Origin of the sequence: Actinomadura meridiana (assembly GCF_039537545.1) — a bacterium.
In the GTDB taxonomy this organism is placed as follows: Bacteria; Actinomycetota; Actinomycetes; order Streptosporangiales; family Streptosporangiaceae; genus Spirillospora; species Spirillospora meridiana.
Window position 1 is genome coordinate 58,541 of sequence record NZ_BAABAS010000029.1, and the last position, 19,586, is coordinate 78,126.

Genomic DNA, 19,586 nt, shown 5'->3' on the forward strand with positions numbered 1-19,586 from the left:
TACTGCCCTTCAGCCCCGCACCGTGACGCCGACCCCACGGGCACGGCGCCGTCCGCCCCGCCCCAGCCGGAGACCCCCGATGGCCCACAGATCACCGTCCGCCGTGTCGGCCGCCCGAGAACGTCCCGCAGGACCGTGGAGCTGGTTCCGCGGCCCGCGTCCCACCGGCGGCGTGGACGACCAGGTGATCGTGAACGAGCTGTACCGCGTGTACGGGCGGCCACTGCTGTCGTTCGTGCTGCGCCTCACCGGCGGCGACCGGCACTGGGCCGAGGACGTCGTGCAGGAGACGATGATCCGCGCCTGGCGCAGCGCGCACCAGCTCGACGAGAACGCGGCGTCCCTGCTGCCGTGGCTGGCGACGGTCGCCCGCCGGATCGTCATCGACGACCAGCGCCGCAAGAACGCCCGGCCGCAGGAGGCGGGCGAGGGCCCGCTGGAGAACATGCGCGTCCCCGACGGGTTGGAGGATCTGCTGCGCTCCGTCGTCGTGTCCGAAGCCCTCCTCGCGCTCTCCCCGGCCCACCGCGAGGTCCTCAACGAGACCTTCTTCCGGGACCGCTCGGTCAACGAGGCCGCCAAGCACCTCGGGATCCCCGTCGGCACCGTGAAGTCACGGGTCTACTACGCGCTCAGGGCGCTGCGCGTCGCCCTGGAGGAAAGGGGCGTGACGCCATGAGCGCGGACATGCTGCACATCGACGTCGGCGCCTACGTCCTCGGCCTGCTGGAACCGCCCGACCGGCGCGCGTTCGAGGACCACCTGCCGGGGTGCGCGGCGTGCAACGCCGAGCTCGCCGAGCTGCGCGGCATCGCCGAGACGCTGGACGGCATCGGCCCGATCGCCGAACCGGCGGACGCGGCGGCCGTGCCTGCGCCGCCCGAGCCCGCCGTCCTGTCCGACCTGCTGCGGCAGCGGGCCCGGCGGGAGCGGCGGCACCGCACGGCGCTGGCACTGGCGGCGGCCGCGGCCGGGGTCGTGCTGGTCGGCGGCGCCCTCGGCACCGGCGTCACGCTGGGCTCGGGCCGCGACCCGGCGCCGTCCCCGCCGGACGCCGCGACGTCGGCGCTGCTGCGCGACGGCACCCGGATGTCGGCGTCCGACGCGGGCACCGGCGTCAGCGGGACGGTCGCCACGCAGGGCAAGGCGTGGGGCAGCCGCATCGGGCTCGAACTGAGCAGGGTCGGCGGGCCGCAGGAATGCGAGCTGGTCGCCGTGGACCGCGACGGCCGCGCCCACACCGTCGCCGGATGGGCCGTGCCCGCCGTCGGGTACGGGCTGCCCGGCTCCGTCCAGCCGAAGCTGGTGCTCCAGGGCGGGACGGCGCTGCGGCCGCGGGAGATCAGCCGGTTCGAGATCCGCACGACCGGCGGCCTGGCGGGCCGGAACCGGACGCTGCTGACCATCCCCAACCCCGACTGACCATCCCCGACCCCGGCTGACCGGCCCCCGAACCGGCGGCGCGTCCCCGGCCCGGCCGCACCGGCCGCGGGACGCGCCGCTTCCCGCGTCTCCTACGCTGGGGCGATGAGCCCTACCAGCCGTTCCGCCGCCGGTCCGGAGCTGATGCTGCCGGGCCTGCGCGCGGTGTACGCGGCCTACGTCCGGGAGGCGGCGGCGCTGCCGTCGCTGCCGGGGCCGCTGGAGGCGGAGGCGTGGACGTCCGCGCGGCTCGGCGACCTGGAGTCCGCCGCCCCGCACGCCCAGGGCCGCCGCGCCGCGCTCGGCGACCTGATCACCTGCCTGGCGGCCGACGGCGGTCCGGGGTCGCGGGCGTTCCTGCGGGCGCTCGCCGCGATCGGCCCCGCCGAGGGGCGCCGCGCGGCCGGACGGGCGGCCGACCGGCTCGGCGACGTCCCGGCCGCGCCCTGGGAGAGCGCGCTCGGCCAGGTCGTCCTCGGCCCGGTGTGGCTGATCCAGGAGGGCCCGCTGGACGGCGACCGCCTCATCTGCGAGTTCCGCCACCGGGACGCGGGGCCGCACGCGCTGGCCGTGCGGCTGTCCCCCGGCGGCGCGCCCGTCGAGATCGTGCTCGTGGGTGACGTCCCGGCGCTGATGGCGGCGGCGCGGCAGGCGATGCGGGCGGAGCTGTGCACCGTCCAGCCCTACGCCCCGGAGACCGCGGGCCACCGGCTCCGCGCCGCCCTGCGACCGGACGGCCCGGAGCCGATGCCCACGGCCTGCTACCCGGCGCTGGCATTGGCCCGCCACCGCGCCGCCGTCCTGCCCTAGCGGCCGAGAGCGCGGTAGCGGCGGATCGACAGCGGCGCGAACACCGCCGCGATCAGCAGCGGCCACACGACCGCCATCAGCACGCCGTGCTGCGCGGCCCACGATCCGCCGGTCGGGCCGTCGCCGAACAGGTCGCGGCACGCGGTGACCGTCGCGGACATCGGGTTCCACTCGGCGATCGCGCCGAGCCAGCCCGGCATGGTGCTCGGCGCCGCCATCGCGCTGGACAGGAACCCGACGGGCCACACCAGCACCTGGACGACCGCCACCGACTCCGGCCCCTTGGCGACCAGGCCGAGGTACACGCCGAGCCACACCAGCGAGAACCGCAGGAGCAGCAGCAGCCCGAACGCGGCGGCAGCCGGGCCCGCGCCGTCGTGGACGCCCCAGCCGATCAGCACGCCGCACACCGCCATCACGGCCAGCACGACGACCGAGTGGAGCATGTCGGCGACGGCGCGTCCGACCACGACGGCGGAGGCGGACATCGGCATCGCGCGGAACCGGTCCGTCACGCCCTTGGCGGCGTCGGTCGCGACGGCGGCGAACGTCGTCTCGACGCCGAACACCATCGTCAGCGCGAACATGCCGGGGACGAGGAACTCCCGGTAGTCGCCGCCGCCGGGCACCTCCATCTGCCCGCCGAACAGGTAGCCCATCATCAGCACGACCATCACCGGGAACAGCAGCGCGACGGCCATCTCGCCCGGCTTGCGGGCCCAGTGGGCGAGGGCCCGCCCGGTCAGGGTCCGGCCGTCGGCGACGGCCCAGCGCAACGTCTGCACGCTCACGAACGCGCCTCCTCCATCTCGCTGTTCTCGGGCTCACCGTTCTCGGTGAGGTGCAGGAACACCTCGTCCAGGGTGGGGCGGCGCAGGGCGATGTCGGCGGCCCGCACGCCCGCCTCGTCCAGCGCCCGGACGGCGTCGGTGAGCGCGGCGGCCCGTCCCGACACCGGCGCGCCGAGCCGCAGGGCGTCGGCGTCCACGTCGACCTCGCCGGAGGCGACCCGGCGCAGGATCGCGGCGGCGGCGCCGAGCGCGGCGGGATCGTCCAGGACGACCTCGACGCGGTCGCCGCCGAGCCGCGCCTTCAGCTCGTCGGGGGCGCCCTCGGCGATGACGCGGCCGTGGTCGATCACCGACACGCCCTCGGCGAGCCGGTCGGCCTCCTCCAGGTACTGGGTGGTGAGCAGGACGGTCGTGCCGCCGTCGACCAGGGCGCGGATCGCGTCCCACACCTCGATCCGCGCGCGCGGATCGAGGCCGGTGGTGGGCTCGTCCAGGAACAGCACCGGCGGCGCGAGGATCATGGACGCGGCCAGGTCGAGGCGGCGCCGCATGCCGCCGGAGTACTCCCCGGCGGGCCGGTCGGCGGCGTCGGCGAGCCGGAAGCGGTCGAGCAGCTCGTCCGCCCGCCGCCGCGCCTCCCGCGCGCCGAGATGGTAGAGGCGGCCGAACATGACGAGGTTCTGGCGGCCGCCGAGCACCTCGTCGACGGCGGCGTACTGCCCGACGAGCCCGATCGCGCGGCGCACCTCGGCCGCCTCCCGCAGCACGTCGTGCCCGGCGACGCGGGCCGTGCCCGCGTCCGGCCGGGTCAGCGTGGTCAGCACCCGGACGGCGGTCGTCTTTCCCGCCCCGTTCGGCCCGAGCAGGCCGTGCACGGTGCCCGCGGGCACGCGCAGGTCCAGACCGTCGAGGGCGGCGGTGTCGCCGTAACGCTTGCGCAGTCCCTCCACCAGGACCGCGAACGATGGTCGCGTCACCCGTCCTCCAAACTATGTACGGTGTACGGACTTAGGGTCGCGGACAATATAACGTACGTCGTACAGAGTTTCATCCCTGAGAGGATCGGTCCCGTGACGACCGAGTACAGCGGGGGCGGCGACCCGAAGCGCAGCCTGGAGTTGCTGTGGGGCGTGCGGGACCGCCCGAAGCGCGGGCCGAAGCCGCGGCTGACCGCCGAGGAGATCGTGCGCGCCGCGATCGCGCTCGCCGACGCCGAGGGGCTGGAGGCGCTGTCGATGCGCCGCATCGCCGACGAACTGGGCGTCTCCCCCATGTCGATCTACACCTATGTGCCCGGCAAGGCCGAGCTGATCGACGTGATGGTCGACCGCGCGTTCGGCGAGCTGACGGCGGCGTCCGGCGACACCTGGCGCGCCCGGCTGGAGCACGTCGCCCGCGACGGCTGGGACCTGTACCACCGCCACCCGTGGCTGCTGCGCGTGACGCTGGCACGCCCGCCGATGGGCCCGAACACCATCGCCAAGTACGAGAACGAGCTGCGCGCCGTGGAGGGCGTCGGCCTCACCGACCTGGAGATGGACTCGGTCGTCGCGCTCGTCACCGGCTTCGCCGAGAGCGCCGCCCGCGCGTCCGTCGGCGCCGCCGAGGCCGAGCGGCGCAGCGGCATCAGCGACGCCCAGTGGTGGGAGGCCGTCGGGCCCGCCCTGGCGACGTTCGTGAACGAGGACGACTACCCGATCGGCAGCCGCGTCGGGACCGCCGCCGGGATGGAGTACAACGCGCCCGCCGCGCCCAGCCGCGCGTTCGAGTTCGGCCTGGCCCGCGTTCTGGACGGCATCGAGGCCCTCATCGGCTCCCGCCCGGACGGCGCCGGGCCGTCCTGACGGACCGTCAGGAACGTTCCGCTGTGTGACCGCTCATGCGAGAAAAGCCACCCGAACGAAAAAGGCCATGCGCCTTGCAGTGATAGTTGCATCGCGCTTTTCAGCCATTCAAGGCGGCCTATCTGAAATCTTTCCCCGGATCGCGGCCTTCAACCCTGCCAAAAGTCCAGGTCGGCAATGCTTTCCAGCCCAGAAGTTGCTTCTCCGTTTGATTTACGTCACCTTGCAAAGTGTGGCGCCATTCCCCACCCTATCCCCATAATGATGACGTCATCGCAGGGTGCTGGGAAGGTTCGTCATGATCGGCAGCTCCATCTACCTGAGGGACCGGGCCGCGTTCACCGGAGGTTCACCGCAGGCGGTATACGAGGATCTCTGGCAGCGCGGCCGAAAAGGGAGATTGCGGACCCGCGCAATTCTGTCCGGCGCGACGCTTCTGTTGTGCGGGCTGCTGGTCAACGCCATATTCGGAATCGTGATGGCCGCGTTGGTGGCGTCCGCGGACACGTTCGTCCATTGGCGCACCTATCGCGCGTCCCGCGTGTGGCGGCGCGGCCTGCGCGGCGAGGAACAGATGAGCCGGGTGCTGCGCCTCACGCTGGAGCGGCGCGGACACCGGGTGCTGTACGGACGGCTGGTCCCGGGCCACGGGTCTGCCGACGAACTCGTGGTCGGGCCGGGCGGTGTGTGGCTGGTGCACAACGAGGCCTGGCAACCCGACGCGGAGGTCTCCCACCACGGTGACCGCCTGTTCATCGACGGGCGGACGCAGTCGAAGCTGGTGGGCGAGCTGACCGCGCGGGCCGACGCCACCGCCGAGCTGATCTCACGGGTCGCGGAGGTGCCCGTGAAGGTGCGGCCGGTGCTGGCCGTGCACGGCGGCAGGCTCGTCCGGACGCCGTTCACCGCCGACGGCATCGTGTTCGCGCAACCCCTGCGGCTCGTCCGCTGGATGCGCCGCAACCCGTCCGCCGACTACTCCCCCGACGAGATCGAGGCGATCACCAGAGCCGCCGTGCGGACCCTCCCCATCGGGGGCCGCCTCACCCCGCCCGCCGCAGCGGCATGACTCCGAAACACGTCATGACCGCCGACCCGGGCACCACCCGACACCTGTGGCCGGAGGACTCACTCGCCGCCGCCCACAGGGCGCCCACCGCCCGTTTCGGGCCCGCCACCCGAGCGGGCGGTGCGGCGCAACCAAAGCAGGCCCACGACCGGCAGCACCAACGGGACGAAACCATAACCGCGCCCGTACCCGGACCAGACGGTCTCGTCGGGAAACGCGCCGGAGTCGGCGACGCTCAGCGTCCCGACGACGAGCACGCCCGCCAGTTCGGTGGAGCAGGCGGCCACGGCGACCCGGAACGACGTCCGGCCGCCGCGGGCCAGCGCGACCGTCGCCAGGACGTAGACGGCCGCGGCGAACGCCGACAGGGCGTAGGCCAGTGGCGCGTCGGAGAACCTGGTGGCGATCTGTACTCCCGCCCGCGCACCGGCGGCCAGCGCGAACACCGCGTAGACGGCGACGAGCAGCCGTCCGGGGCCGCTTCCGGTGCCGCGGCGGGACGCGCCGCCCGTGCGGGTCTCGGCGCCGGCGCGGGCGCCGTCGTCCGCACGGGCCCCGCCGTACTTCGAGTCAGACACTCGTACCGTCCCAGAGCTGCCCGAGCCTGACGACCATGACCGCGACGGCGATCCCGGCGACGACGAGCACGGCCGACCCCCACCGGGTGCGTTCCATCAGCCCCCATCCGGCGCCCGCGGCGGGGATGAGCAGGATGCCGACCAGATAGCCGACGAACGTGGCCGTGCTGTCCGGGCCGCCGTCGCCGGAGAGCTTCACGAACCCGACGACCGCCTGCGCGATCAGCAGGACCTCCAGGACCCCGAGGACGACCAGATGCCCGGCGTCCATCGCGCGGTTGCGGACCATCGTCACGACCGCGTAGGCGGCGAGCAGCAGCGCCACCACGATGATCACGGTGGACAGAACATCCGTCACGGACAAAAGAGTACTACGGGCTGTAGAGCCCGGCGCCGGGCGCTCCGTGGCAGCATGGCGGGGGTGAAGGCACTGCGATGGCTCAACCTGACCCGGCACGGCGAGAGCACCGGCAACCTCGCCTACGCGGCGACGATCGGCACCGACGCCGAAGAGGCGGGCATCACCGAACGCGACGCCGACATCCCCCTCTCCGACACCGGCCGCGTCCAAGCCGCCAAGCTCGGCCGGTGGCTCGCCGCACTCCCCGCCGACGAACGCCCCACGCGGGTCATCGCGTCCCCCTACCTGCGCACCCTCGACACCGCGCGGATCGCGCTCGCGCAGACCCCGTACGCGGCGCCGCAGGACCCCGGCGGGTTGCGGCTCCTCGTCGACGAACGGATCCGCGACCGCGAGCAGGGCCCGTTGCAGGGCCTCACCGGACTCGGCGTCCGCCGCCGGTTCCCCGCCGAGGCCGAGCGGATGCGCGGCCTCGGCAAGTTCTACTACCGGCCGCCCGGCGGCGAGTCCTGGGCCGACCTGGCGCTGCGGCTGCGCAGCTTCTACCGCGACCTGGAGGCCGACGCCCCGGACGAGCGGGTGCTGGTCGTCACGCACGACGCGATCGTCGTCGTGACCCGCTACCTGGTGGAGGGCCTGTCCGAACGGGAGATCCTGGAGATCGAGAAGACGCCCGTCGGGAACGCGTCGGTGAGCCGGTGGCGGCGGGACGGATCCGGCCTGCGCGCCGTCAGCTACAACGACAGCGCCCACCTGACCGACGCGGGCGTCGTCGCGCCCCGCGTCCCCTGAACCGCTAGCCGCCGCCCGAACTGCTACAGGTCACCGTTCAGCAGCCGGTCGCTGCGGGACGCGACCGCCCCCAACCGCGGATCACCCGCCGGGAGGAGCGCGCGCAACCGCTCCAGCGCCTCCAGGTCGGCGCGGCCCGGCTCGGTCTGCGCGTACGCCCACAGCGCGTCGACGCCGCCCCGGTCGAGCGCCTGCCGCCGGATCCGCACCGCGAGCTCGTCGCGTTCGGCGCGGATGGCGGGCGCGTCCGAACCCGGCAGCAACTCCCCCGTGTACAGCCGTACCGCGCCGCCGACGTCACCCTCGTCCAGCAGCCGCCGGACGGTCAGGAAGTCGGCCTCGACCACGCCGCCGAACCGGTAGGGACGCGCCCGCACCAGCCCGCCGAGCTGCTGGCGGAGCCGGTGGATCTCGGGCCGGACGGTCGCGGCGCTGCCCTCCTCCCCGTACAGGTACAGCGCCAGCCGGTCGCCGGTCAGGCCGCGCGGATGCAGCGCGAGCAGCGCGAGGATCTCGGCGTGCCGCAACGACAGCGGCAGCGGCGCGCCGTCCAGCCTCGCGTGCGGGCGGCCGTCGCCGAGGAACGTCAACGACAGCAGCGGCCCCGCCCCGGAAGGCGGCGCGGCCTGGGCGGTCCGTGGCGCCCCCGAACGCGGCGCGCGGCCGCCCTTCTGGGGACGGACCCGGCCCGGCAACCGCAACAGGAACGCCTCACCGAGCGACTCGGCGACGGCGGTACGGCCGTCCGGCAGCGTGATCATCCGGCCGCACTCGGGGACGCGGACCCGCCGCCCCCGCCACCCGGCCAGATCCGGCTCGCCGGGCCCGGCACCCACGATCCGTCCCGTCGCGGTGACCAGCACGCCCGCCACCCGCGCCTGCCGCAGATGCGGTAACAACCGCTCCCGCAACCGCTCGTCCCGCTGCCGCATCTCGTTCTCCAACCGCGACTCGGCCAGCCGCGCCGCCGCGCAGACCAGCGCGACCGTCGACGGATGCAACGACGGCGCGGCCGCGCTGACGTCGATACAGCCGATCACCAGCCCCGAGTCGGGGTCGGTCACCGGGGCGCCCGCGCACGACCAGCCGTGCAGGACGTGCGCGACGTGCTCGGCCGCGTACACGTACTGGGGCCGCCCGGTCGCGAGCGCGGTACCGATCCCGTTGGTCCCGACCGTGTCCTCGGACCAGCGGCAACCCTCGGCCAACCCGACCGCGTCGGCGGCGCGGCGCACCACCGACGGGCACTGCCGCCACAGGACCCGGCCGCCCTCGTCGGTGATCACCATCAGATGGCCGGTCTCGTCGGCGACATGCCGCAGCAGGCCCTCCAGCTGGGCCCGGTGCGGGCCCAGCGGATGGTCCACGCGCGCGTCGGCGAGGACGTCGCGGTCGAACTCCAGCGGCGCCGCCGCGACGCGCGCGTCCACGCCCGCGTCCCTGGAACGCCGCCATGACTCGATGATCGGCGGCCGGACGGCCACCGGGTCGCACACCACCAGTGCTCCTTCCCCCCGACAGCACCCCCGGCCCGTCCGAGGATCGGCCCATCCGCGCGGCGCCGCAACCGCTTCCGGGGAATCGGCGCCGTCCGCATCCGGCACGCACAGTGACCGAACGAACGCAACGTGCATGCAACCTCCGGCGGCCTACGGTAACCACCGCTGGGAGCAAGGGGGCCGGCAAGGGGGTCCCGGCGTCCCGCGCGAACCCCCGGGGGGAGCGCGCGGGACGCCGGGCCAGGCCGTCGCTTTCCGGCGACACGGGGAGGACGAACAACGATGCTCTGCCTGACCTGTCACCGCGTCCGTCCGGCGCTGAACCGCAAGGACTACACCGCGGAACGCGCCTGGCTCATCGTTCGCCGCGGGCTGTGCGCGTGCCGCGCGACACATCGCCCGGTGGACGCCGGAGGGGACGCCGGGCGCCAGGTTCGATCACCGAAATAACCGCGAGTCCACAAAATGTTCGACCGCGGTTCGCCTAGAGTTTAAGGAGATTCCATTCGGACCGTCCCCTGGAGGGAGCGCCATGACCGTGATCCTGGGTCTCGTCCGCCGCGCCGCCGCCGAGGCGGAGCGTCAGCTGCGCGAAGGCGTCGGCCTTCTCGTCAGACTCGGGCGGGATCTGGAACGGTCGGCGGAGCTCGGCCGCCTCCTCCCCTCCATCAGCGAGCGCCTCGCGATTCTAGAGGAGACCGTCCGCGGTCAGGACACCGAGCTGCGGGGGCTCCGCGCCGAACTCGACTCCCTCGTCGGCCAGCTCAACGACCGGCTGCTGCCGCGCATCGACGAACGGATGGACGACACCGAACGCGACCTGGCCGCCGTCGCCACCAGCCTGGTCCGCACCGGCCGCGACACCGCCGGGAACCACACCCGGCTGGAGGTCGCCGAGCGGCGCATCGGCGACCTGCGCACCAAGCTCGCGCAGCTGGAGCAGCGGACCGGGCTGTGGCGCGACCTCCAGGCCAACATGGCCCGGCTCGGCGACGACCTCGACGCGATGCGCTCCCGGATGGCGCTGCGCGCCGCCGAGCCCCCGGCCGACGCCGCGCCCGCGCCGGTCCAGAACGTCACCGACCGTCCCGCGTGACCGTACCCGTGACTGTGCCCGTGACCGTGTCTGTGAATGGGCCCGGCCGGACGCACCAGAGAATGGACGCATGACGCAGCCCCCGACCGAAGCCAACACCGACGTGACGACCGCACCGAGCAGCGACATCGCGCCCCTGCCCGCCGCGCGGGGGTTCGCCAGCGACAACCAGGCGAGCGTCCACCCCGACGTCCTCGCGGCGCTCGCCGCCGTCAACGACGGGCACCAGCCCGCCTACGGCGACGACGCGGTCACCGCCCGGCTCCGCGACGTCGTCCGGCGCCACTTCGGCGCGCGGGCACAGGTGTTCCCGATGTTCAACGGGACGGGCGCGAACGTCGTGTCGTTGCAGGCCATGACGGGTCGGTGGAGTTCGGTCATCTGCCCGGAGTCGGCGCACATCAACACCAACGAGTGCGGCGCCGCCGAGAAGATCGCGGGCCTGAAGCTCGCCACGGCGCCCGCACCGGACGGCAAGCTGACCGCCGACCTGGTGGCGGCCCACGCCACCGGGTTCGGCGACGTCCACCGGCGGCAACCCGCCGTCGTCTCCATCTCGCAGTGCACCGAACTCGGCACCGTCTACACCCCGGCCGAGACCTCGGCCGTCACGGCGGCGGCCCACGAACGCGGCATGACCGTCCACATGGACGGCGCGCGGATCGCCAACGCCGCCGCGTCCCTCGGCCTGCCGCTGCGCGCCCTCACCACCGACGCGGGCGTCGACGTGCTGTCGTTCGGCGGCACCAAGAACGGGCTGCTGCTCGGCGAGGCGATCGTCGTCCTCAACCCCGACGCGGCCGAGGGCGTCGAGTACCTGCGCAAGTCGAGCACGCAACTGGCGTCAAAGATGCGGTACGTGTCCGCCCAACTCGTCGCGCTGCTCGACGGCGACCTGTGGCTGCGCAACGCCACTCACGCCAACGCCATGGCCCGCCGCCTCGCCGCCGCCGCCCGCGCCGTGCCCGGCGTCCAGATCACCCAGTCCGTCGACGCCAACAACGTGTTCGCGGTCATCCCGCACGCGGCGGCCGACCGGCTGCGCAAACGGTTCCCGTTCTACACGTGGGACGAGCGGACCGGCGAGGTCCGCTGGGTGTGCTCGTTCGACACCACCGAGGGCGACGTGGACGCCTTCACCGCCGCGCTCGCCGAGGAGATGACCGCGTGACCCCGGCGCCCGCGCGCGGTCTCGGCTCACCGACCTGGGCGAACGTCCCGATGACCCGGCGGACGTCACCGTCGGTGAGGCCCGCGTGAGCCGACAGGCGCACCAGCGTCCGCCCCACCGACGCCGTCGGCGGGAACAGCGCCGCGCTGTAGATCCCACGGGAGGCCAGCCGGTCGCGCAGCGACGCCGCGTCGGACTCCGAGCCCGTCTCCATCGCGATGATCGCCGTGTCGGCCTCCACCAGCCGGTATCCGAGGTCGGCCAGCCCACCCCGCAGCCGCCGGGTGACGGCGCGCAGCCGGGCGCGGCGCCGGTTCTCGTCCCGGACGACCTTCAACGCCGCCGCGAGACCTGCGATGTCGTGCGGCAACAGCGTCGAACCGAACACGGCGGGCAGCGCGGTCCGGGCGAAGTAGTCCGCGAAACCCGGACGGTCGCACGCGATCAGCCCGGCGCGTCCGGGCAATGCCTTGGTCAGGCTCGCGGTGCGGAAGTCGACCCGCCCGGTGAGCCCGAGCGCCGCGACCAGACCCTCGCCGTGTTCGCCGTGCGTGCCGAGCGAATGCGACTCGTCCACGACGAGCAGGCACCCGTGCTCCTCGGCGACCTCGACCAGCCCGCGCAGCGGCGCCACCGAACCGTCGGTGCTGTACACGGCGTCCACGACGATCACTCCGGGGCCGCCCACCCCGATCAGGCGGCGCAACTGGCCGAGGTCGTTGTGGCCGAAGCACACCGGCTCCGCGCCCGCCGCCCGCGCGCCCTCCCACAGCGACGTGTGCGCGAGGATGTCCAGGTAGACGGGCACCTCCGGGCCGGTGATCACCTGCATCAGCGCCATGTTCGCCGCCCGTCCGGACGGGCACAGCACCCCGGCGCGGGCGCCCAGATGCCGCGCGAACTCCGCGCCGAGCACGATCTGCGGATGGTCGTCGGTCAGGCACGGGCCGGGCGACCAGGCCGCACCGGCCGCCGACCGCAACCCCGCGATCATCGCGTCGGTGATCGCCGGATGCTCGGCGATCCCGAGATAGTCGCTACAGGTCAACACGATCGCCCGGCCACCGGAGGTCCGCGCGGGCCAGACACGCCGCCCGCGGCGACCGCCTCCGCCTCCCCGCAATTCCTTGATGCGTTCGCCGAGCCGCTGGTGAGCGCTGGTCATGGTCCCACTCTCCCCCGGTCATGCAATCCTCGGCCAAGCCGACCGTCACTTCCCGTAGCGGCCCCTAATCATAGTGTGAAATCAATCTAAGGCGCGGACCAAAAAACACGGCCGGGCAAGAAAACCTTCGACGCCTCTCCCGCGTCGCGATGCCCTTCGGACCGGGGCGAGCGCGAGACTCGAACGTCCTCCATCGTTCGCGTCGCGCAAGCCCGGCCGTCGCATACGCTTCAGACAAGTAGCCGATCACTGAGGAGTGGAGCCGATCGCCGCCGGCGCTGAACGCGCGGCGCCCGCCGACCTCCCAGGGTTCGGCGGAAGCGCCGCGCCGCCTTCCCCGCTACAGCGGGCCCACCGGGCCCGCTGGGTCGTTCTCGGAATTCTGCTCACCGCCGCCACAGTGGCCGTCGCGCTGACCGACGGGGCCGCGGCGACGTTCACCCGCGTGCGCTGGGCGTTCCTGCCCGCGCTGGTCGCGCTGTCGGTGCTGCACTTCGTCTTCTCGGCGGTCGCGCTTCGCGCCGTGTCCGGGCATCCGATCCCGCTGTACCGGACGACGCTGGCGCAGTGCACCGCCGCGGCCGCCAACCGCGTCACGCCCGGCGGGCTCGGGGCGGTGGCCGTCAACACCCGCTACCTCGTCTGCCGTGGCCTGCCGCTCCCCCGCGCCGTGGTCGCGGTCGCCGTCCTGCACGTCGCGGGCGTCCCCGCCGACCTGCTGCTGCTCGCCGCCGCGCTCGGCCTCGGCGGCGGCGACGGCCGCGTCCTGGACGCGCTCGGACGGCACGCCACCAACGCCGTGGGGCTCGTCCCGCCCGTCCCGCTGCTCCTCGCGGGCGGCGTGCTGCTGCCCGCCGCCGCGTTGTGGGCCCGCCGCGCCGCCCGTTCCGCCGCGCTGGGACGGGCCGCCGAGGGCCTCACCGACCTGTGCCGCCGCCCCCGCGACCTGGCGACCACGCTGACCGCGTCGGCCGCGACGACCCTCGCGCTCGCGCTGGCCTTCGCGCTCTCCGTCTACGCCGTACCCGGAACACGCGTGGGCCCGACGGACGTCCTCGCACTGGTCACCGCCTACCTGGTGGGCGCCGCGGCGGCGGCCGCCGTACCCTCCCCGGGCGGCATCGGCTCGACCGAGGCGGCGCTGGCCGCCGCGCTCACCGCCCTCGACGTCCCGGCCGGGCCCGCCCTGCACGCCGTCCTGCTGTTCCGCGCGGTGACGTTCTGGGCGCCCGTCCCGGTGGGCGTGCTGACCTGCCGCACGCTCCGCCGCCAATGACCTTTACATTGTAGATCTTTAAGCTGCGGATCTCTACGCGTCCTGGGACACGGCGGCCCGCGCGGAGCCGGTCAACGCGGGCAGGTAGCCGAGCTGGTGGCCGCGCGCGGTCGGGTGGTAGGACGACTCGAACGGGATCGTGACGGAGTTGAGCCAGTCGTCGCCGGAGCACAGCTCGTGCCCGGAGAACTCGTCCCGGACGTCCGACCAGGTGAACCCGGCGCGGCTCACCGCCTGGGCGGTCACCCCGGCCAGCGTGTCGGAGGCGCGGTTGAGCACCGTGCGCTTGGTGTTGTCGAGCCCCACGCACACGTCGACGATCTTGTAGAGCCGTGGATACCCGAGCACGACGACCCGGGCCGAGGGCGCCTTCGCGCGGATCTTGCCGTAGATGGAGTCGAGACGCCCTGGCAGCGTGTTCTTCATGAACGTCTCGGCCTGCGCCACCGCGCTCTGACAACTCGACGTCGACTTCAGCACACAGGTCTGCATGACGGACGCGAACCCGGCGTCATTCCCGCCGACCGAAATGCTGACGAGCGTCGTGGACGAACTCAGCGCGCCGAGCTGCCCGCTGGTGACGGTCGCGGTCGTCGCGCCCGAACAGGCCACGAACTTGAACGACGAGGTCTTGTGCGCCGCCGCCCACAACTTCGGGTAGGCGTTGGCGCTACGCGTGCACGACCCGCTGGCGGGGTCGTAGTCTCCGGCCCCCGTCCCGGACGAGTAGGAATCGCCGAGGGCGACGTAGTTGGTCTCGGCCGCCGACGCGGACACGGGCCAGACCAGGGAACCGGCGGCGAGACTCGCCGCGCCGAAGGCGACCAGACAGGGGCGGAGGGAACGCATCTGCACTCCGGAGACGAGGAATCGAATTGTACCGCCCGTCTTATACCCGTCCCACCATTCTCGCAAGCCCTCAACTGATCAACATCGTTCGTCACTATTAGCCATTGAAATATAACTTTTCCGGACATGAACGGCCCTCACCAGGCGCGCCGGCCCAGGCGGCCGACTCCCGGCCACACCCACGCCACCCACCCGCAACCCGGATGAACAGATGCCCTACCGAGAATGGGGCGGGACGATCGCGCGCGGGCCGAGGGGTGATCAGTCGCAGCGGGCGGTCATGCCGCCGTCGACGATCAGTTCCGTCCCGGTGATGAAACGGGCCTCGTCGGACGCGAGGAACAGGGCGGCGTAGGCGGTGTCGCGGCCGTCGCCCATGAAGCCGAGCGGGATGCGGCGCTGGCGTTGGCGGAGCAGTTCCTCGATGTCGCCGTCCGCGCGCTGTCCGGCTAGGCGCGCCTCGACCAACGGGGTGTGCAGTTGTCCGGGGATGACGGTGTTCACGCGGATTCCGTCCGCGGCGTGCTGGACGGCCGTGACGCGGGAGAGCTGCACGACACCCGCCTTCGCCGCCGCATAGGCCGCCTGCGGCGAGCCGGTGTAGCGGATACCGGACGTCGAGGCGACGTTCACGATGGCTCCGGAGCCCTGTTCGCGCATGACGGGGATGACGTGTTTGCACGCCAGGAAGGCGGTCGTGAGGTTGGCGTCGAGTTGGGCATGCCAGGTCTGCTCGTCCAGCTCGGCGGGGCCGCCGGGGTGGGATCCGCCGACGTTGTTGACCAGGACGTCCACCCGGCCGAAGGACGCGCGGCACGCCTCGACCATGGCGCGGACCGCGTCGCCGTCGGTGACGTCGCACTCGTGCGCGACGGCCTCTCCCCCGTTCTCGCCGACGAGGTCCAGGGTGCGGGCGAGGGCCTCGGGATCCCGGTCGACGGCGAGGACCCGGGCGCCCTCGGCGGCGAAGACGACCGTGGTGGCGCGGCCGTTGCCCCAGCCGGGACCGACGCTTCCGGCGCCGGTGACGATGACGGCCCTGCCGTCGAGGCGTCCGGCGGCCCTGCCGTCCAGGCGTTCAGTCACGCGGCCGTCCAGGCGGCCGGTCACGCGCGGGCGTCGGCTGTGGTGGCTGGGAGCGGCTCGGGGGGCGCGGGGGTGTCGGGTGGGGTGCCTCCGGCGAGGATGAGGCGGGCGCGGTCGCGGTCGAAGACGCCCTCCCATTTGCTGACGACGATGCTGGCCAGCATCTGTCCGCACAGGCTCACGAGGCCGCGCATCATGGACAGGAAACGGTCCACGCCGAAGATCAGCATGATTCCGGCGATCGGGATGGCGCCGGTGGTGGACAGGCTGGCGGCGAGCAGGACGAAGCCCGCCCCGGCGATGCCCGCGCCGCCCTTGGACGTGATGAGGAAGACCGCGAGCAGGCCGAGCTGCTGCCAGATCGACATGCTGATGTCGAAGGCCTGCGCGATGTAGAGGCCCGCGAACCCCATGTAGAGGCAGACGCCGTCGGAGTTGAACGCGTACCCGGCCGGGACGACCAGCCCGACGATGGGCCGCGGGCAGCCGAGCCGTTCCAGCTTCTCGATGAGCTGCGGCATGACCGCCTCGTAGTTGGCGGTGCCGAGGGTGATGAGCAGTTCGTCCTTGAAGTAGCGGTAGAGCGGGATGATCCGGATGCCGCACAGCCGGGCGACGGTGCCGAGCACGACGAGGCAGAACACGATGCCGGTGGCCCAGAACAGGCCGACGAAGGTGCCGAGGCTGGTCAGCGTCTTGGTGCCGAACTTGCCCGTGGTGTAGGCCATCGCGCCGAACGCGCCGACCGGCGCCAGGTACATGATCAGCCGGACGATGCCGAACACGGCCTCGCCTATCCGCTCCACGCCGCGCGCGATGGGGGCGCCGCGCTCGCCCATCATCTTGATGGCGATGGCGAACAGCACGGACACGAGCAGGATCTGGAGGACGTTCCCGTCCACGAACGCGCCGACGACGCTGTCCGGGATGATGTTGACGAGGAAGTCGTACCAGTGCTGGTGCTGCCCCTCGGCGGCGTACTCGCTCGCCTTGCCGGTGAGCTTGATGGCGTCCGGATCGGCGTGGACGCCGTCGCCGGGGCGCGCCACGTCCATCACCACCAGGCCGATGACGAGCGCGATGGTGGTGACGACCTCGAAGTAGACCAGGGCCTTCACCCCGACGCGGCCCATTCCCGCCAGCGCTCCGGCGGACGCGATCCCGGTCACGATCGTGCAGAAGATCACCGGGCCGACCAGCATGCGGATCAGCGAGATGAACCCGTCGCCGAGCGGCTGCATGGACGCCCCGGTGCCCGGCGCGACCAGGCCGAGCAGGGCGCCGAGCGCGAGGGCGATCAGGACCGTCAGCCAGAGCTTCGTGGTGAAGGCGGCCCGCAGGGCGGACGTGGCACCGGACATCCCCTACTCACCTCTGTTCGTCAGTCGCACAGCTGTACGTCGGTTAGAAAGTGAGTGTGACCGAGGCGCCGACACCGGTCAAGGGCCGGAGAGGTCACGACTTGGAGGCGGCCCCGCGGCGTGGGGCGGTCAGCTGGACGGGACGAAGTCGATGTCGCGGGAGATGGCGTCCGCAGCCTGCACCACCAGCGGGACGAAGCGCTCGTACAGGTCGGCGACGGAGACGCGACCCGCGTTGGCCGACACGTTGATGGCCGCGATCACGGCGCCCGAGCCGTCCCGCACCGGCGCTGCCGCCGACCGGACGCCCTCCTCGCGCTCGCCGTCCACGACCGCGTAGCCCTGCTCGCGCACCCGCTCCAGCTCCGCCGCCAGCGCGTCGGGGTCGGTGATCGTGTGCGGGGTGAGCTGGTCGAGACGCATCGTGCCGAGGCGCTCGCGGAGCCGGTCAGGGGGCAGCGAGGCGAGCAGGACCCGTCCCATGGACGTCGGGTGGGCGGGCAGGCGCGAGCCCACGTTCAGCACGATCGACATGCTGCGCTTGGCGGGCACGCGGGCGACGTAGACGATCTCCTCGCCGTCCAGCGTGGCGGCCGAGCACGACTCCCGCGCCTCCTCCGCCAGCCTGCGCATGTGCGGCTGGGCGCGCTCCCAGATCGGCAGCGAGGCGAGGTACCCGTACCCGAGCCGCAGGACGCGCGGCAGCAACCGGAACCTGCGGTCGTCCACCTCCGCGAACCCGAGCCGGGCGCACGTCAGCAGGATGCGCCGGGCGGTCGCCCGGGACAGGCCGGTCAGCTCGGCGGCCTCGCTCACCGTCAGCGTCGGATGGTCCGCGGAGAAGGCCTCCAGTACGCGGAACGCCTTCTCGACCGAGTCGATCACATCCGGGTCCTGCCTTGACATTCCTTGACTCCCGACTCCAAAGTAATCTACTGACGCACGAACGTTCGTCAGTAGAACAGATCCCGCGGACAACCCCAAGTCTCCGGCATGCGGGACACCCCGGGATCCCGGGGGACCCCGCCGAACAACGGGAGGCCATCGTGACGGAAGGTCTGCTCTACGTCCTGTCACAGCCGAGGGACGGCGACGAGGACGAGTTCCACAACTGGTACGACACCGAGCACGGCCCCGCACGGCTCGCCCTACCGGGCGTCCACCAGGGTCACCGGTACCGGGCCACCGACGGCGCGGCACCGTCCTGGCTGGCATGGTACGACCTTGACCTGGACGTTCTCCACACTCCGGAGTACCGCGCCCTGCGTGAACGGCGCAGCGCACGCGAAACCGCCGTCATGTCCGCCCTGGAAACTCTCGACCGCCGCGTCTACGAACTACTGGACGACCAGTTTGCGGACGGGCGGAGCTCCCCTACCACCACACCTCCGCCGATCCTGCTGGCACGCGCCATGACCGTCGAGCCGGGACACGAACCGGGCTTCCACTCCTGGTACGCCGAGGAGCACATCCCCGCCCTGCACGCGCTCCCCGGCTGGCGCCGCACCCGCCGGTTCACCCTCGTGGACGGCCGGGCTCCCCACTTCCTCACCCTCCACGAGATCGACGACCCCGCCGTCTTCGCCACCGACGCCTACCACGCCGCGACGAACACGCCCTGGCGCACCGAGGTCATGAAAACCCTGACCGCGGACGAACGCCGTACCTTCGCGTATCACAACACCGTCCAGACCAGCGGCGCGCCCGCCCACCACTGACCGACCACCTTCCTCGGGGGGAGACACATGCCAGCCCGCCTCGACGCGTTCCGGCCCGCCGACCTGACCGCCGACCAGCGCGAGCTCTACGACCGGCTCCTCGACAGCGCCCGCGCCACCGGAAGCCGCCCGTTCCCGCTCGCCGACGACGAGGGACGCCTGCGCGGCCCGTTCAACGGCATGCTGCTCAGTCCGGAACTCGGCAACGCACTCCAGGAGCTCGGCAGCGTCGTCCGCTTCGGGACGGGTTTCACTTCGCGCCAGAAGGAACTGGCGATCCTCGTCGTCGCGGCACACGAACGCTCGGATTACGAGTGGGCCGTCCACAGCCACGCCGCACTCCAGGCAGGCCTCACCGAAGATCAGCTCACCGCCATCCGCACAGGCGCCGACTGCCCCCTGGACGACCCGGTGGAGTCAGCCGTCCTAACCGCCACCCGCGAACTCGCCACCAGCGGCGACCTCACCGACGACAGCTTCACCGCCGCCACCGACGTCCTCGGCCTCCCCCGTCTCTACGAACTGGTCACGCTCGTCGGCTACTACCGCCTCGTCGCCGACCAACTCCGCGTCCTCCGCGTCACCGCCTGACCCCGTCCCACACCAGCGTCGGATTGGACGGGAGTTCCGTCCATACGGCGACGGAGTGGCCACCGTCGGTCATGATTGTCATTCGCGGCACCGTGGGAGACGCGCCC

At 72.8% G+C, this 19,586-nt stretch carries 21 protein-coding genes; 11 read left to right on the forward strand and 10 right to left on the reverse strand.

The genetic code is table 11. The features are described 5' to 3' along the window. The first annotated feature begins 79 nt into the window (after positions 1 to 79). The 3 genes from ABD808_RS35405 to ABD808_RS35415 all read left to right on the forward strand — a co-directional run bounded on the left by ABD808_RS35405 (position 80) and on the right by ABD808_RS35415 (position 2,232). Positions 80 to 679 carry a sigma-70 family RNA polymerase sigma factor gene (locus ABD808_RS35405; protein ID WP_425549018.1) on the forward strand — a complete coding sequence of 200 codons (600 nt, stop codon included), beginning with the start codon at positions 80 to 82 and terminating at the stop codon, positions 677 to 679. Continuing rightward, complete coding sequence (locus ABD808_RS35410) at positions 676 to 1,422, forward strand: anti-sigma factor family protein (protein WP_344906835.1); 747 nt, start codon at positions 676 to 678, stop codon at positions 1,420 to 1,422. Before ABD808_RS35405 ends, ABD808_RS35410 begins: the two co-directional genes overlap by 4 nt. Positions 1,423 to 1,527: 105 nt before the next feature. Next, a complete protein-coding gene (locus tag ABD808_RS35415) occupies positions 1,528 to 2,232 on the forward strand; it encodes a hypothetical protein (protein ID WP_344906837.1) in 705 nt (234 codons plus the stop codon). Here ABD808_RS35415 and ABD808_RS35420 read toward each other — a convergent pair. Next, positions 2,229 to 3,017, reverse strand: a complete 789-nt coding sequence (locus ABD808_RS35420; protein WP_344907632.1) for an ABC transporter permease — start codon at positions 3,015 to 3,017, stop codon at positions 2,229 to 2,231. The genes ABD808_RS35415 and ABD808_RS35420 overlap by 4 nt on opposite strands. 2 nt (positions 3,018 to 3,019) lie before the next feature. After that, the gene (locus ABD808_RS35425) at positions 3,020 to 4,000 is read right to left on the reverse strand and encodes an ATP-binding cassette domain-containing protein (protein ID WP_344906840.1); all 981 of its coding nucleotides are present in this window, start codon (positions 3,998 to 4,000) and stop codon (positions 3,020 to 3,022) included. 93 nt (positions 4,001 to 4,093) lie between these two features. On the opposite strand from ABD808_RS35425, the gene ABD808_RS35430 reads away from it, so the two are divergent. After that, positions 4,094 to 4,867 carry a TetR/AcrR family transcriptional regulator gene (locus tag ABD808_RS35430; protein WP_344906843.1) on the forward strand — a complete coding sequence of 258 codons (774 nt, stop codon included), beginning with the start codon at positions 4,094 to 4,096 and terminating at the stop codon, positions 4,865 to 4,867. 298 nt (positions 4,868 to 5,165) lie between these two features. Next, a complete protein-coding gene (locus ABD808_RS35435; protein WP_344906846.1) occupies positions 5,166 to 5,936 on the forward strand; it encodes an NERD domain-containing protein in 771 nt (256 codons plus the stop codon). A 59-nt stretch (positions 5,937 to 5,995) separates the two neighbouring features. On the opposite strand, the gene ABD808_RS35440 is transcribed toward ABD808_RS35435, so the two are convergent. Both ABD808_RS35440 and ABD808_RS35445 read right to left on the reverse strand, forming a co-directional pair. Continuing rightward, on the reverse strand, positions 5,996 to 6,403 hold the full coding sequence (locus tag ABD808_RS35440; RefSeq protein ID WP_344907635.1) for a hypothetical protein: 408 nt from the start codon (positions 6,401 to 6,403) through the stop codon (positions 5,996 to 5,998). Between the two features lie 103 nt (positions 6,404 to 6,506). Beyond that, a complete protein-coding gene (locus ABD808_RS35445) occupies positions 6,507 to 6,872 on the reverse strand; it encodes a hypothetical protein (protein ID WP_344906849.1) in 366 nt (121 codons plus the stop codon). A 54-nt stretch (positions 6,873 to 6,926) separates the two neighbouring features. Here ABD808_RS35445 and ABD808_RS35450 point away from each other — a divergent pair, with 54 nt between their 5' ends. Beyond that, the gene (locus tag ABD808_RS35450; RefSeq protein WP_344906852.1) at positions 6,927 to 7,667 is read left to right on the forward strand and encodes a histidine phosphatase family protein; all 741 of its coding nucleotides are present in this window, start codon (positions 6,927 to 6,929) and stop codon (positions 7,665 to 7,667) included. Positions 7,668 to 7,690: 23 nt separating this feature from the next. Here ABD808_RS35450 and ABD808_RS35455 read toward each other — a convergent pair whose 3' ends face one another. Further along, entirely contained in the window at positions 7,691 to 9,163 is a 1,473-nt protein-coding gene (locus ABD808_RS35455; protein ID WP_344906855.1) for a GAF domain-containing protein, read from the reverse strand. Between the two features lie 535 nt (positions 9,164 to 9,698). On the opposite strand from ABD808_RS35455, the gene ABD808_RS35460 reads away from it, so the two are divergent. Both ABD808_RS35460 and ABD808_RS35465 read left to right on the forward strand, forming a co-directional pair. Next, positions 9,699 to 10,262, forward strand: a complete 564-nt coding sequence (locus ABD808_RS35460; protein WP_344906858.1) for a hypothetical protein — start codon at positions 9,699 to 9,701, stop codon at positions 10,260 to 10,262. Positions 10,263 to 10,332: 70 nt separating this feature from the next. Beyond that, a complete protein-coding gene (locus ABD808_RS35465) occupies positions 10,333 to 11,433 on the forward strand; it encodes a threonine aldolase family protein (RefSeq protein ID WP_344906861.1) in 1,101 nt (366 codons plus the stop codon). Here ABD808_RS35465 and ABD808_RS35470 read toward each other — a convergent pair. Continuing rightward, positions 11,399 to 12,598: an aminotransferase class I/II-fold pyridoxal phosphate-dependent enzyme gene (locus tag ABD808_RS35470; protein ID WP_344906865.1), complete on the reverse strand. Its 1,200-nt coding sequence runs from the start codon at positions 12,596 to 12,598 to the stop codon at positions 11,399 to 11,401. The two genes, ABD808_RS35465 and ABD808_RS35470, sit on opposite strands and share 35 nt — an antisense overlap. Positions 12,599 to 12,854: 256 nt before the next feature. Between ABD808_RS35470 and ABD808_RS35475 the strand changes: the two genes are divergently transcribed. Then, entirely contained in the window at positions 12,855 to 13,874 is a 1,020-nt protein-coding gene (locus ABD808_RS35475) for a lysylphosphatidylglycerol synthase domain-containing protein (protein WP_344906868.1), read from the forward strand. Between the two features lie 33 nt (positions 13,875 to 13,907). On the opposite strand, the gene ABD808_RS35480 is transcribed toward ABD808_RS35475, so the two are convergent. From ABD808_RS35480 to ABD808_RS35495, 4 genes are all read right to left on the reverse strand, one after another. Then, the gene (locus tag ABD808_RS35480; protein WP_344906871.1) at positions 13,908 to 14,723 is read right to left on the reverse strand and encodes an SGNH/GDSL hydrolase family protein; all 816 of its coding nucleotides are present in this window, start codon (positions 14,721 to 14,723) and stop codon (positions 13,908 to 13,910) included. A gap of 261 nt (positions 14,724 to 14,984) precedes the next feature. Further along, positions 14,985 to 15,809: an SDR family NAD(P)-dependent oxidoreductase gene (locus ABD808_RS35485; RefSeq protein WP_344906874.1), complete on the reverse strand. Its 825-nt coding sequence runs from the start codon at positions 15,807 to 15,809 to the stop codon at positions 14,985 to 14,987. A 20-nt stretch (positions 15,810 to 15,829) separates the two neighbouring features. Next, on the reverse strand, positions 15,830 to 17,170 hold the full coding sequence (locus tag ABD808_RS35490) for a cation:dicarboxylate symporter family transporter (protein WP_344906876.1): 1,341 nt from the start codon (positions 17,168 to 17,170) through the stop codon (positions 15,830 to 15,832). Positions 17,171 to 17,299: 129 nt separating this feature from the next. Beyond that, on the reverse strand, positions 17,300 to 18,076 hold the full coding sequence (locus tag ABD808_RS35495) for an IclR family transcriptional regulator domain-containing protein (RefSeq protein WP_344906879.1): 777 nt from the start codon (positions 18,074 to 18,076) through the stop codon (positions 17,300 to 17,302). 140 nt (positions 18,077 to 18,216) lie between these two features. Here ABD808_RS35495 and ABD808_RS35500 point away from each other — a divergent pair, with 140 nt between their 5' ends. Together ABD808_RS35500 and ABD808_RS35505 are read left to right on the forward strand one after the other, a co-directional pair. Further along, a complete protein-coding gene (locus ABD808_RS35500; protein ID WP_344906882.1) occupies positions 18,217 to 18,888 on the forward strand; it encodes a hypothetical protein in 672 nt (223 codons plus the stop codon). A 27-nt stretch (positions 18,889 to 18,915) separates the two neighbouring features. Then, positions 18,916 to 19,479 (forward strand): carboxymuconolactone decarboxylase family protein, encoded by a 564-nt coding sequence (locus ABD808_RS35505; protein WP_344906884.1) that lies wholly within the window; start codon positions 18,916 to 18,918, stop codon positions 19,477 to 19,479. The last annotated feature ends 107 nt before the right edge of the window (positions 19,480 to 19,586 follow it).